This window comes from Paenibacillus sp. PastM-3, from assembly GCF_029893965.1.
Classification (GTDB): domain Bacteria; phylum Bacillota; class Bacilli; order Paenibacillales; family Paenibacillaceae; genus Paenibacillus_AQ.
Genome location: NZ_JARXXP010000043.1, coordinates 16,763 through 30,392 on the forward strand (window position 1 = coordinate 16,763; position 13,630 = coordinate 30,392).

Annotated in this window: 13 protein-coding genes and 1 riboswitch; of the genes, 3 read left to right on the top strand and 10 right to left on the bottom strand. The window is 53.1% G+C overall.

Going from position 1 to position 13,630, the window contains the following annotated elements; all coding sequences use genetic code 11:
- Nucleotides 1–17 precede the first annotated feature (17 nt).
- Nucleotides 18–1,673, bottom strand: a complete 1,656-nt coding sequence (locus M2108_RS29675) for a fumarate hydratase (RefSeq protein WP_277473061.1) — start codon at nt 1,671–1,673, stop codon at nt 18–20.
- A 103-nt stretch (nt 1,674–1,776) separates the two neighbouring features.
- Here M2108_RS29675 and yfbR point away from each other — a divergent pair, with 103 nt between their 5' ends.
- Nucleotides 1,777–2,382, top strand: a complete 606-nt coding sequence (gene yfbR / locus M2108_RS29680; RefSeq protein WP_277473060.1) for a 5'-deoxynucleotidase — start codon at nt 1,777–1,779, stop codon at nt 2,380–2,382.
- A 92-nt stretch (nt 2,383–2,474) separates the two neighbouring features.
- On the opposite strand, the gene thiH is transcribed toward yfbR, so the two are convergent.
- The 5 genes from thiH to M2108_RS29705 form a co-directional block, all read right to left on the bottom strand.
- Complete coding sequence (gene thiH, locus M2108_RS29685; protein WP_277473048.1) at nt 2,475–3,584, bottom strand: 2-iminoacetate synthase ThiH; 1,110 nt, start codon at nt 3,582–3,584, stop codon at nt 2,475–2,477.
- Nucleotides 3,585–3,618: 34 nt separating this feature from the next.
- Nucleotides 3,619–4,383, bottom strand: a complete 765-nt coding sequence (locus M2108_RS29690) for a thiazole synthase (protein WP_277473047.1) — start codon at nt 4,381–4,383, stop codon at nt 3,619–3,621.
- A 128-nt stretch (nt 4,384–4,511) separates the two neighbouring features.
- Complete coding sequence (thiS, locus tag M2108_RS29695; protein WP_277473046.1) at nt 4,512–4,715, bottom strand: sulfur carrier protein ThiS; 204 nt, start codon at nt 4,713–4,715, stop codon at nt 4,512–4,514.
- A complete protein-coding gene (locus M2108_RS29700; RefSeq protein WP_277473045.1) occupies nt 4,712–5,341 on the bottom strand; it encodes a thiamine phosphate synthase in 630 nt (209 codons plus the stop codon). The genes thiS and M2108_RS29700 overlap by 4 nt, the downstream gene beginning before the upstream one ends.
- Nucleotides 5,342–5,471: 130 nt before the next feature.
- A riboswitch (TPP riboswitch) is annotated at nt 5,472–5,572 on the bottom strand.
- Nucleotides 5,573–5,639: 67 nt separating this feature from the next.
- A complete protein-coding gene (locus M2108_RS29705) occupies nt 5,640–6,509 on the bottom strand; it encodes an SDR family oxidoreductase (protein ID WP_277473044.1) in 870 nt (289 codons plus the stop codon).
- Nucleotides 6,510–6,748: 239 nt separating this feature from the next.
- Between M2108_RS29705 and M2108_RS29710 the strand changes: the two genes are divergently transcribed.
- Nucleotides 6,749–7,174, top strand: coding sequence for an NUDIX hydrolase (locus M2108_RS29710; RefSeq protein WP_277473043.1), 426 nt, complete (start codon nt 6,749–6,751; stop codon nt 7,172–7,174).
- A 486-nt stretch (nt 7,175–7,660) separates the two neighbouring features.
- Here the strand turns inward: M2108_RS29710 and M2108_RS29715 are convergent, their stop codons facing one another.
- The 4 genes from M2108_RS29715 to citZ form a co-directional block, all read right to left on the bottom strand.
- Nucleotides 7,661–8,086, bottom strand: a complete 426-nt coding sequence (locus M2108_RS29715; RefSeq protein WP_068729675.1) for a hypothetical protein — start codon at nt 8,084–8,086, stop codon at nt 7,661–7,663.
- Between the two features lie 97 nt (nt 8,087–8,183).
- The gene (gene mdh / locus M2108_RS29720) at nt 8,184–9,125 is read right to left on the bottom strand and encodes a malate dehydrogenase (RefSeq protein WP_277473041.1); all 942 of its coding nucleotides are present in this window, start codon (nt 9,123–9,125) and stop codon (nt 8,184–8,186) included.
- Nucleotides 9,126–9,233: 108 nt separating this feature from the next.
- Nucleotides 9,234–10,529 (bottom strand): NADP-dependent isocitrate dehydrogenase, encoded by a 1,296-nt coding sequence (gene icd / locus M2108_RS29725; RefSeq protein ID WP_277473040.1) that lies wholly within the window; start codon nt 10,527–10,529, stop codon nt 9,234–9,236.
- 166 nt (nt 10,530–10,695) lie between these two features.
- On the bottom strand, nt 10,696–11,808 hold the full coding sequence (gene citZ, locus M2108_RS29730) for a citrate synthase (RefSeq protein WP_277473039.1): 1,113 nt from the start codon (nt 11,806–11,808) through the stop codon (nt 10,696–10,698).
- A 402-nt stretch (nt 11,809–12,210) separates the two neighbouring features.
- Here citZ and ytvI point away from each other — a divergent pair, with 402 nt between their 5' ends.
- Nucleotides 12,211–13,326, top strand: a complete 1,116-nt coding sequence (gene ytvI / locus M2108_RS29735; RefSeq protein WP_277473038.1) for a sporulation integral membrane protein YtvI — start codon at nt 12,211–12,213, stop codon at nt 13,324–13,326.
- Nucleotides 13,327–13,630: the final 304 nt, after the last annotated feature.

A 13,630-nucleotide genomic window follows, 5' to 3' on the forward strand; every position in this document is an offset into this window, starting at 1 on the left:
ATTCTGTAGAAGACCTTTTATTTGAACACCGGTTCCCTGAACTGGGCAAGCTTGGCTGCCGAGTCCTTTTCTACATCTGCATGCAGGCTGTTGCCGTGTGAATCCATTGTCACGATAGCGGCAAAACCCTCCACCTGCAGATGCCACATTGCCTCGGGAATTCCGAATTCCATGAAGTCAACCGCGTTAACCTTTTTGATGCACTCCGCATAATACTGTGCCGCTCCGCCAATCGCATTCAGGTAGACCCCGCCATGCTCCTGCAGCGCCTTGAGCGTTTTGGGCCCCATTCCGCCTTTGCCGATTACAGCGCGGATGCCGAATTTCTTGATGATGTCACCCTGGTAAGGCTCCTCCCGGATACTGGTTGTCGGGCCTGCGGCCTTGACGTGCCAGCCTTCGTCGTCCTTCAGCATAACCGGACCGCAGTGATAGATAACCGCACCGTTCAGATCGACCGGCGTATCATGATCCATCAGGTATTTATGCAGCGCATCACGGCCGGTATGCATTTCCCCGGAGAGAATAACAACATCGCCGACCCGCAGGCTGCGGATATCCTCCTCGCTGATTGGTGTAGTCAGCCGGACTTCACGGGAACCTCCGGATGCTGCAGAATCAGATCCGGCGGGAGCCGCAGCATCAGCAGCTGCAATAGCGGGAGCGGACGGGATGACCGAATCCCCGGGAACAACCCCTGCTTCGGCAGCAGCAGGATGGTGGGCAGCTACAGCCACAGGAGCCGGCACCTCTGCTTCCTCTACGGAAATGCCTGTGCCGCTCTCATAGAGCCAATCCTTGATATTGCCCGTTGCAGGCTCCACCAGAATGCCCTGGCGGCGGAATGCCCAGCAATTATAGGCTACCGACACGAAGAAACTGGCCGGCAGCCGGTTCATCACACCGACCTTGCAGCCGAGCAGGGTGACTTCCCCGCCGAAGCCCATCGTGCCAATGCCCAGCTTGTTGGCATTCTCCATAATGTAATCCTCCAGCTTGGCCAGATCCTCAACCGGGTTCACATCTTCAACCTTGCGGAACAGCTGTTTTTTGGCCAGCTCATAGCCGGTTGTCCGGTCTCCGCCGATGCCGACGCCGATAAAGCCGGCGCTGCAGCCCTGGCCCTGTGCCTGATACACGGCATGCAGAATGCATTTGCGGATGCCGTCCAGATCACGGCCCGCCTTGCCCAGCCCTTCAAGCTCGGCCGGGAGGCTGTACTGGATGTTTTTGTTCTCGCAGCCGCCGCCCTTGAGGATCAGCCTTACGTCTATATTTTCTTCTTCCCATTGTTCAAAATGTATAACCGGTGTGCCTGCCCCCAGATTATCGCCGCTGTTCTCTCCGGTCAGCGAATCGACTGAATTGGGCCGCAGCTTCCCGTTCTTCGTAGCCCGGATAACTGCACTGTGAATGTCCTTCTTCATCTCAATCTGATTAACACCGACAGGTGTATGAATGATAAAGGTCGGCATCCCCGTATCCTGGCAGATCGGCGATACCTGAAGCTCGGCCATGCCGATATTCTGTGCGATCGTCGTTAAGGCAAGACCCGAACGTGTGGCACGGTCTTCCAGCGCCCGTCCCTTGGCTACAGCCCTGCGCACATCACCAGGCAAATTTGTGGAGGTTTCTACGATCAGATTATAAATGCTTTCTTCAAAATTCCGCATCTTCATTCCGGCTCCTCTCATCAGTCCCAGGTTGTCTGAATTCTGCTACAATTAGTTATTATCATATCACACTCAGCCGCACATGAAAGGGGTTACTTTAAAATTGAACTACCATTTTCCGGCCTATTTGTACCGCCTGCAGTATATTCGCCGCTGGAGCCTAATGCGCAGCACGGCTTCCGAGAGCGTTGCACAGCATTCCTTCCAGGTAGGCCTGCTGGCCCATCTGCTGTGCTCGATCGGCAACGCCTGCTTCGCCCGGTCGCTGAATGCAGACCGGGCAGCGGCGATGGCGCTGTTTCATGACGCCACCGAGGTGTTCACCGGCGATATCGCCACGCCGGTCAAACACAACAACCCGCGGCTCCTGTCCAGCTTCCGCGACATGGAGCGGGCCGCTGCGGAGCGCCTCGCGGCCATGATCCCGCCGGAGCTCGGCGATGTATACGCCCCGCTCCTGCAGCCGCAGGACAGCCCTGCCGGCTCCGAAGACGCCGGCCTGCTCCTGTACGTGAAGGCCGCGGATGTACTAGACGCCTATCTGAAATGCGTCCTGGAAACCGCCGCCGGCAACCGCGAATTCGCCGCTGCCAGAGAGCAGACGCTTGCCAAGCTGCATGCACTTTCCCTCCCGGAGATCGGTTATTTCCTTGAGCATATGGCCCCGGGCTTTGAAATGTCGCTGGACGAGCTGTCGGGGACAAACTGATCCTGAAAATAGCAAAGCCGCTTATCCGCCGGCAGCAATATGCTGCTTCAGGTTAAGCGGCCTTGTATCCGTTCTCTCCCGTTCCTGCTCTTTCAGACAGTCTCAAGAATATCCCAGTCCTTAAATACAGGCTGCAGGCTGTTAGCTCGAAGCATCCCGCTGATTTCCTGCACACTCCGGCCGTCGGAGATTTCAAACTGCGGCGTACCGCCCTGCAGGGTATGTCCTCCGACCTCTGTGGATACCCCGGCAGACATTTTAGTTACTCCCAGATGGATAAGGCGGTCTCTTAAAGCAGACGGTTCGCGTGTCGACAGCGTAATACCCGACCGGGGCAGAAAGAGGCGGTAAGCCAGAATAATCTGCACCAGAGCCCGGTCAGTGACGATATGTTCCGGGTTGTATTCTCCCAGAAAAGGGCGGAAACGGGGAGCAGACACGCCGATTTCACATTCAGGATACTTGTCCTGCAGGTATCTCGCATGCATAGCAGTAAAGAAAGCCTCCTGCCGCCAGTCATGCATCCCCAGCAGGGCCCCGATATTTACCGTCCTGAAGCCTGCCAGGCAGCCACGCTCAGGTGCGTCCAGCCGGTTGCGGTAGATTTTCTTAGGCCCTTTGATATGCAGCTTGCGGTACGTCTCCTCATGATAGACTTCCTGATACAGGGTTAGCCCGTCTACACCGGCTTCCTTAAGCTCCTTGTATTCGTCTTCAGACAACGGATTCACTTCTATGCTGACAGATGAGAAAAACTCCTTCAGTATGTTCACGCATTCCTTAACATATGAAACAGGACTTGCTGTGCGGGATTCACCCGTCAAAATCAGAATATGCCGGATTCCTGTAGCCGCTATCGCCTTGGCTTCCTGCCTTACCTCCTCCGGACTGAGCTTTTTCCTCGGGAAATCGTAAATGGAGCTGAAGCTGCAGTACGTGCAATGATTGATGCAGAAATCGGCAAGATACATCGGTGTAAAGAGCTGCATGACATGCCCGAAATGGGACCTTGTCAGCCTTTGGGCACACCGGGCCATCTCTTCCAGGCAGTCTGCTGCTGCAGGAGACAGCAAAATCTGCAGATCATACTCATCCAGATGCTCTTTGCGGAGTGTACGCTTTACATCCTCTTTTGTATACTGTCTCCATCTTTCGGTATCCATCTGCTGTCCGAGACGTTGTACGGTCTCATAAAAACCCATGTTACTCCTCCTTTTCACCGGTCCTTTGTCACTGTCAGCCGAGAAAACCAGTCAATGGCGATGACGCCGATGCTGTCTCCTCTACGGGACCCAGTCCCGCCAGGTAAGCCTTGCGGCCTGCAGCTACGGCATCACGGAATGCCGAGGCCATTAGCAGCGGATTGTGTGCTGTAGCGATAGCCGTATTCAGCAGCACAGCAGCAGCGCCCAGCTCCATCGCTTCCGCCGCTTCAGACGGACGGCCGATTCCGGCATCTACAATGACCGGTAGATCAACCTCCGCGATCAGAATGCGCAGCAGCTCCCGGGTTCTTAATCCGCGGTTAGTGCCTATGGGCGATCCAAGCGGCATAACTGCTGCAGCTCCCGCTTCTTTCATGCGAAGGGCTGCGGACAGATCAGGGCTCATATAAGGAAGCACCACAAAGCCTTCGGAGGCCAGAATTTCTGTGGCACGGATCGTTTCCGCATTATCGGGCAGCAGGTATTTCTGATCATTGATTACTTCGATTTTAACCCAGTTGCCCAGACCTGAAGCTTTGGCCAATCGGGCAATCCGGACAGCCTCTTCTGCGGTGCGTGCGCCGGAGGTATTGGGAAGCAGAGTCATACTGCTTGGGATATGGCTGATGATATTATCATTGCTGTCTGGGTCTACGCGGCGGAGCGCCACTGTAATGACCTGTGAGCCCGAAGCCTCCACTACCTCCGGAATAAGGGTATTGCGGCTGTATTTACCGGTTCCGATAAACAGTCTGCTCGTTAAGGACCGGCCTCCGATTACTAATGGATCTGACATCTGATACGCCCCCTGCATTTATATTTGTAACCCTGGTGAAATAACCCCTGTAAGCGGTGCCTTAACATGAAGCTGACTCAGGTGCTTTAAGGGGACTCCGGAATCCTGCTGCTTTTATATCGCTTAATTCAGCCTCCTCCCACAAAATGCACTACCTCAATCCGGTCTCCATCGCCCAGCAGAGCCGTAGTATAGTCCTCCCTGGCAACAATTTCGCCGTTCAGCTCCACAATAACCAGTCTCCTGTTCCATGCCGGCAGATTAAGCAAATCCGCCACGGTCCGGCAGTCCTCCCGGTATATTTCTGCCTTGCCATTAACGATCAGATTCAAGCTTTGTCACCTCCTTTGGCAGCAGCCCCCATCGCTGCGTTCCTGTAGGCTTGCGCAGCAGAGAGCGGATCATCTGTACTGCATATGCCGGACATCACCGCTATCCCCCCTGCACCAGTCTGCAGCACTTGCGGTGTATTGTCCGGCGTGATGCCCCCGAGTGCAATGATTGGAACACTGCCGGTTAGCACTGCCTCTTGCAGCAGAGTCAAACCGCGTTCCTTCTGGCCGGGTTTGCAGACTGAAGGAAACACATGTCCGTACAGGCAAAAGTCTGCACCCTGGCAACCAGCCTCCATGATCTCTGAAAGGGAGTGCACCGATGCTCCAAGCCGCAGGGATGAGCCCGCTGCCAGCCGGGCGGCAGAGACCGGAAGACTGTTCCAGGCAAGCTGCACCCCTGCAGCTCCGGCAGCCATTGCAACATCCAGCCGGTCATTAATGATCAGCTTGGCGGCAGGTACACCCGTACGCAGCAGGACTAAAGCCATATTAAGCAGCTCACGCGCCGACAGCCTTTTTTCACGTATATGAATATAATCAAGCAGCGGATGAACAGCGGCTGCAAGGACTGCGAACTGGTCCGCATCAAGTTTTCCGTCCGAGAGCAGATGTATTTCGGCCACTTTCGGCCACCTCCCTATCCTTCCTTTTTCATCTGCACAAAAAATACGCAAAAAAACCGCCCCCAGCAAGGAGGCGGTTAAAAATAGTATACAGAAAAACAGCCGGGGTTCCGGACCATTTGCGCTGCAATACAACGTTCATCCACTTTCCTACGCTGGTATAAACCAGATCAGGTTCAAAGGGTCCGAACCAAAGTTCGTCTCAGCCTTGCGGCACCCCTAGTGACAAGTTCATATGCGGTTGCTGACCAACGTATATAATAACACTATTTTGCATGAAAAATCCAGTTTAAAAATATCAGCCGTTAATAATCTCGCCGCCGTTTACATGGATGACCTGGCCGCTGACATAGGAAGAGTCACTGGAAGCCAGATATACATAGGCTGGCGCAAGCTCCTCGGGCTGCCCTGGACGTTTCATAGGCTGCGTAGCGCCGAACTCACTGACCTTTTTCGCATCAAAGGTTGATGGAATGAGCGGCGTCCAGATCGGTCCCGGAGCCACCGCATTAACCCGGATGCCTTTTTCCGCCAGATTCATCGACAGCGAGCGGGTGAAGCTGAGAATCGCTCCTTTGGTGGACGAGTAATCCAGCAGCTGCGGGCTTCCCCGGTAGGCTGTGATCGAAGTCGTGTTAATGATCGTCGACCCTTTTTTCAAATGAGGCATGGCTGCCTTGGTCAGATAGAACATCGAGAATATATTCGTGCGGAACGTCCGCTCCAGCTGCTCGGAAGTAATGTCCTCAATATTGTCCTGCGGATGCTGCTCAGCTGCATTGTTAATCAGGATATCCAGCTTGCCGAGCCCCTCCACCGTCTTGTTGATCAGATCCTGGCAGAAGGCCTCCACACCGATATCTCCGGCAACCAGTATACATTTGCGACCTTCCTGCTCCACCTGGCGCTTCGTTTCTTCAGCGTCACTGTGTTCATTCAGATAGGAAATGACAACATCGGCGCCCTCTTTGGCAAAATGTACAGCCACCGCCCGGCCGATACCGCTGTCTCCGCCTGTAATAAGCGCTGCCTTCCCGAGCAGCTTGCCCGCCGCTTTGTAAGCAGAGGTTTCAAACTCCGGCAGCGGATTCATTTCACTCTCGATTCCGGGCCGCTGGTCCTGTACCTGCGGAGGCAAAGTTTTCTTGGATTGTTGACTGTCTGGCATGATCCATTTCTCCTTTCGCTTTCACACTTTTCGAAGTTGTTCATCGTCTTAGGATGGCTAAGGATAGCTGGTTTATGCGCTGGTCTATAGGCGCTTTTTCGCTTACGCTATGTTACTTACCACAGTTAAAAGCCCGCCAAACAAAAAATTCAGTCCTTGGCTGCCTGATCTGCGGATATAATGAATCAGGGTGTATAAAGAGCTGACGTAAGAACAGTGTAAAAGGAGGCGTATGCGTCATGACCAGAAATGCACGGAGCATAATCGTAGCGGTCAAGGGTGTCGTTCTGCATCAGGGAACAATCCTGATTGTCCAGCGTGCAGCGGCTGATGTGATCGGAGCGGGAAGCTGGGAATGCCCGGGAGGCAAAATTGAATTCGGAGAAGGGCTTGAGGCTGCGCTGGAGCGGGAGATTGCCGAGGAGACAGGTCTAAAAGTCACTGTCGGGGAGGTTTTATATGCCGCCTCTTTTCTGACCGATCCCGGCAGACAGGTTGTGATTATCACTTACCTCTGCAGGAGCAGAGAAAATGCCGTGCAGCTCTCTGAGGAGCATGCTGCCTATAAATGGTGTACCCGGACCGAGCTTCAGGAGCTGCTGCCTGCGGGAATTTTGGCTGAATTTGAACGGAGCGGCGTGTTGACTATGGCGGAGCTGATATAAACGAGGTGTGCCTATATGTCAAGAAGACCGCCCGTAGAGGTAGCGGTCTTTTTGGTCTTGTTATTAAGCAATAATTTTGGCGGCAGCTGCTTCATTGAGCAGCTTTTTGGGCTTCCGTCAGACCTGCATACTGCTTGCCTCGTCCAAATCCAGCTTGATTACTTTAGCCCAGAGGAATAGTAACCGGGACGGTGAGCTGCAGCGGCAATATCTGCCGGCAGCCCTTCAGAACAAGACACAGGCTTAAACCTAAGCTCAAGGCTCTTTTGAAATTCATTCCTATATCCCCCCATAAAAATACAAGCCTAATCTGCGGTCCGACAAATCGCTTCCAGCCAGAGTCATTTTAAACCATTAAATGGAATATGGATATGACTTCCTTTGCTAACGACCTGTATTTTGTCACTACAGGGTGCAGTCTATATATGCACGCAAACACAAATTGCCCCGGCAGCCGCAGCCGCCGGGGCAATCCCGGTTCATCTGTTAAATAATCCGTCTGTAAACCATGAAGAAGATCATGGCAATCAGCACAACCATGAGCAGCAGGCTCAACGTCCGCAGCTTGGCTGTGTAGGATGATACATCACGGTTCTCGCGGATTCCGGCAGCCGCCAGACGCAACGGCTTACCCATGATACCTCCGAGCGCAAACATGGCCAAAAGCAGTAGAACCACTACAACCATCCAGGCCACCGAGTAATCGTCCTGGCTCATCATGTAACCGCCTGTCAGCAGCTGAATGACCAGCCCGTACTGGGCGAAACGGTTGAAGCCGGTAATTGCGCTGAGCGTGCCTTCTTTGGCCGGAGCCGAGAGCTTCTGTGCCCCGCTCAGAATAAACGGCAGCACCAGATAGAAGCCAAGCGCCAGGGTCCCGATCATATGTAAGAAATACAGAAAACGGTCCATCCTTTACCTCCTCTGAAAGTTGCTGTGATATAAGTTACACTTTAATTATAACTTACTCTGCCGTATAAGAAAAGAAAGCCCATTCTCAGGCACAGGATCAGACATTTACTGCGGATGTTACGGCCCGTACGGAATCTGCCGACTTGTCCAGTGCCGCCTGCTCTTCTGCTGTAAGCTCCAGCTCATAGATCTTCTCAATGCCGTTTGCGCCCAGCAGCACAGGTACTCCCATGAACAGGCTGTTATAGCCGTATTCACCTTCAAGCAGGGCAATAACCGGAATAATCCGTTTCTTATCCTTGAGGATCGCTTCAGTCATCTGCACCAGGGAAGCTGCCGGAGCATAGTAAGCGCTGCCGTTGCCGAGCAGGCTGACGATCTCTCCTCCGCCTACACGGGTACGCTGCACGATCTCGGCAATGCGCTCCTCCGGAATCAGCTTGTCCACCGGAATGCCGCCTACACTGGAATAACGTACAAGCGGAACCATATCGTCTCCGTGTCCGCCGAGGACGAAGCCGCGCACATCCTCTACAGAAACGTTAAGCTCCTGGGCGATAAAGGTGCAATAGCGGGCAGTATCCAGTACCCCGGATTGTCCGATCACACGGTTTTTAGGGAATTCCAGGGCGTTATAAGCTACATAGGTCATCGCATCAACCGGATTGCTAAGGATAATGACAATGGACTCAGGAGCAACACGCTTGATGTTCTCGCATACGGACTTCACAATCGAAGCATTGGTATTCACCAGATCATCGCGGCTCATTCCCGGCTTGCGGGCAATACCGGCGGTTATAATGACGATATCCGAATCGGCCGCATCCTCGAAATCGGAGGTTCCGGTGATCTGGCTGTCAAATTTCTGGACCGGACCCGCTTCCAGCATGTCCAGCGCCTTCCCTTTGGTCGGGTTCTCCAGCTGCGGGATATCCAGCAGGACGACATTGCCGAGCTCCTTCTGGGCAAGCATTAACGCCGTAGTCGCACCAGTAAATCCGGCGCCCACGACTGTGATTTTATAACGTTTGATAGCCAATGGTAGACCTCCTGAATTTTATATTAATTTTTATTTATAGCCCTTCTCGCACAAAACGGGCCTCGGAAGCATGAAGCTTCCTCCGGCCCGAGTATTTCATCTTACAGCTTAGAGGTTTTTGATAATTTCGTCAGCAAAGGCGGAGCATTTCAGCTCTGTTGCGCCTTCCATTTGACGGGCAAAGTCATAAGTTACCGTCTTGTTATTGATCGCGGTGCTCATGCCATTGTAGATCAGATCCGCGGCTTCCTGCCAGCCGAGATGCTCAAGCAGCATAACCCCGGAAAGGATAACGGAACCCGGATTTACAACGTCCTTGTCAGCGTACTTAGGCGCCGTGCCGTGAGTCGCTTCAAAGATCGCATGTCCGGTCACATAGTTAATGTTGGCTCCCGGTGCGATGCCGATACCGCCGATCTGTGCAGCCAGGGCATCAGACAGGTAGTCCCCGTTCAGATTCAGTGTAGCGATAACGTCGAAGTCTGTCGGGCGTGTCAGTACCTGCTGCAGCGCGATGTCTGCTATAGCGTCCTTGATAATGATTTTGCCGGCAGCGATCGCATCATTCTGGGCTGCATTCGCCGCTGCTTCGCCGTCCTTCTCTTTAATCAGATCGTACTGATTCCAGGTGAATACCTTGTCACCGAACTCCTGCTCAGCCACCTCGTATCCCCAGTTCTTAAATGCGCCTTCTGTAAATTTCATGATGTTGCCCTTATGCACCAGGGTAACGCTCTTGCGTCCGTGTTTGATTGCATATTCAACTGCAGAGCGCACCAGACGCTTCGAACCTTCTGAGGATACCGGCTTGATACCGATACCGGACGTTTCCGGGAAGCGGATTTTGTTGACGCCCATTTCCTTTTGAAGGAATTCGATCACTTTCTTCACTTCTTCAGAGCCTTCTTTATACTCGATACCGGCATAAATATCCTCTGTGTTCTCACGGAAAATAACCATATCCACAAGCTCCGGATGCTTCACCGGTGAAGGCACACCGTCAAAATAACGTACAGGACGCAGACACACATACAGGTCCAGCTCCTGGCGCAGCGCCACGTTCAGGGAACGGATACCGCCACCGATTGGCGTTGTCAGCGGTCCCTTGATCGCTACGATATACTCACGGATTGCTTCCAGCGTATCATTCGGCAGCCATTCACCATATGTATTGAAGGCTTTCTCGCCGGCAAATACTTCGTACCAGGCAAGCTTTTTCTCCCCGCCGTACGCTTTCTCAACAGCAGCATCCAGCACCCGTTTGGAAGCTTTCCAGATATCGCGTCCTGTGCCGTCGCCTTCGATAAACGGAATAATCGGATTAGCAGGAACCACCAGCTTGCCATCTTCAATCGTAATTTGTTCGCCTTCAGTCGGCAGATCATATTTCTCCAGTTTCAACATGTGTGGGGATTCCTCCTAAAAAAGTATAGTAGCGGCAGACGCCTTCCATAAAACCTTCGCCCGTCAAGAGACAGGGCGCTTCAGAAAACGTCTGCCGGGTTCACCGGTACAGCAAAGTGCTAGCTCTAATTCTACTAAGGGGCGCTGCAGCCTGCAAGTCCCCTTCTTATCTCTCGTCTACCGGCACATATTTCTGTTCAAGCATTCCCGTATATTCCGCACGCGGACGGATGATGCGGTTGTCCTCGTACTGCTCCAGGATATGTGCAGTCCAGCCTGAAGTGCGGCTGATCGCAAAGATCGGGGTGAACAGCTCGCGCTCAATGCCCAGCTGCGTATACACAGAGGCAGAGTAGAAGTCAACGTTCGGCTTCAGACCTTTTCGCCCGGTGATCAGCTCTTCAATCTTCACGGACATATCATAGAGTGTAGTATCATTCTTCATCGTTCCAAGCTCCTGGGACATCTTCATCAGGTGCTTGGCGCGCGGATCCCCGTTCTTGTAAACGCGGTGTCCGAAGCCCATAATCTTCTCACGCCGCTCAAGCTTGCCGTTGATATACGGCTCCACAGCATCCAGACTGCCGATTTCCTCCAGCATCTTCATGACCGCTTCATTCGCACCGCCGTGCAGCGGGCCTTTCAACGCGCCGATGGCCGAGGTTACACCGGAATAAATATCGGAAAGTGTAGCTACAGTCACCCGGCTGGCAAAAGTGGACGCATTCAGCTCATGGTCGGCATGCAGCACAAGCGCCGCATCCAGTGCTTTGACGGACACAATATCAGGCTGTTTGCCCCAGAGCATATACAGGAAATTCTCGGCGATCGTAACGCCTTCTTTGGGAGCTACCGGCTCGAGGCCCTTGCGGATGCGCGCCAGCGCTGCTACAAGTGTAGGGATCTGCGCCTGCAGCTTCACTGCTTTTATCTCATTGGCTTCACGGCTCATATCATCGGCGGCTTCATCGTACAGCGCAAGGCTGGATACGGCGGTACGCAGCGCGGCCATCGTGTTCGTTTCCTTGGGATAAAGCTTCATCTGGGCTATGACCTCATCCGGAACCTGCGCAAAGGCGCTGAGGTCACGCTGCAGAGCCTGCAGCTCCGGAGTTGTCGGCAGATTGCCGAACCACAGCAAATAAGCAGTCTCTTCAAATGTCGCGTTTACCGCCAGATCATCAATATCATATCCGCGGTAAGTGAGTACGCCATCCACAATCGAGCTGATTGAGGAAGTCGTGGCGACGATGCCTTCCAGGCCTTTAGTAGCTGTCATAGTATATCTCTCCTTTGCCAACGAGGGTGTACAAGCCGTTCCTGACATCATGAAAACATTTACAATTTGAAGGATAAAAATCATGAAAAAACAGGCGGTAATACCCCTTCCGGGGATTGCAACTAACTTTCGAAACAGAAGCTTTAATTATCATACCGGATTTTGACGGTTATGTGAACAACGTGGAAGCTTTGTTCGGCATCAAATGATTTTATCGGAGGGATAGAAAAAAACATTCCGCTTCATTGTTTCATGATTGCGCTTTCAGTTTATATGTAATGCCCTGTTTTCAGGGTTCTGTCTCATTTCACCGCAATTCATAGTCTGCAAATCTGTCAGCTGAATATACATTAGACGAGCTGTTATTCAGCCGGAAATCAGCCTGACGGGAGGAAATGGACAATGGACTCGCTGCTTGTCAAAAGGGTGCTGCGCGGCCTATGGGTCGTATTAGCCGGAGCAGGCCTGCTGCTGGCCGTATATATACTGCTGCCTTTGCTCTATCCGCTGCTGCTCGCCTGGCTGCTGGCCTATCTCATTCATCCGCTGGTGCTGATTCTCAAGGGCTTTAAGCTGCCTGGCTGGCTGGCAGTGGTGCTGTCTCTGCTCTTTTATATAGGGGGGACGGCACTGGTATTGACAGCACTGATTACCCGTCTTGTCAAAGAGCTTATCGTGCTGCTCCAGACCTTCGACCTCCATACGGATGAATGGCGTGAGCTGCTGCTCTCACTCAGCCGCAATGCCAGCATTCAGAATATTATTAACCAGATCAACCAGTTTTACCACGATAACCCCGGTTACCACGATACGATTGACAGCAATATTAACCGGACCACGGAAACCGTCGGCCAGTTTGTTACGGATCTGATAACCGGATTTTTCAATATGATTCTGAAGCTGGTGTCGGCGCTGCCGAGCCTTGGAACGATTCTGATAGTCATTGTGCTGGCCGCCTTTTTCCTCAGTACCGGCTGGGAGCGCCATAACGCCAGGCTGACCGGACTGCTGCCCGCCCCCCTGCTCCGCCCGGTGACTAACATCTGGAATGATCTGCGCAAAGCGCTGGTTGGCTATTTACGGGCCCAGGCAGTGCTTATATCCGTCACCGCATTCATTGTCATCATCGGACTCCTGCTGCTTGGTGTCAATTCTGCCTTTGTAATCGGGCTTACTATCGGCCTTATTGATACAGTCCCTTATCTGGGAGTTGGCATCATCATGCTTCCCTGGGCGCTCTACTCCTATATGACCGGTAATCTCGCGCTCGCTGTCGGCCTGCTGGTGCTCTATGGTATTATCCTTATCACCCGGCAGGTGCTGGAGCCGAAGGTACTGGCCAGCAGTATCGGGGTAGACCCGCTCTCCATGCTGATCGGCGTGTTCGCCGGGCTCCAGCTGTTCGGCATGCTCGGCATCCTGATCGGCCCGGTCGTGCTGGTCATCCTGGGCGCTTTCAGCCGCGCCGGCGTCTTCCGGGCGCTGCACAGCTACATCATGAGCGGCAAATTGCATTAGCCGGCTGTGGTGCGCGGCATATGCGGCAGCGGTGGTATTTCGGCTGGAAGGCCGCGCGGGGGCCGGATCAGAGGCATTTTTGCCTCTGATTGGCTTAAGTGTCTGGGCGTTACGGACAGAGATGACCTTATTTTCAGTACACTTGCAAAGAATCTAACATCAGATCAATCAGACAGAAAACCAGGAGTAGTTCATTACCCTTCTACCTAAAAAAGGCCGCACGAATTCTACCCCAGCTACAACCAATTTTTAAAATGGATTTGGAATCGCTTATTCACTTAAGAACAATGAGAATTCGCTTAGG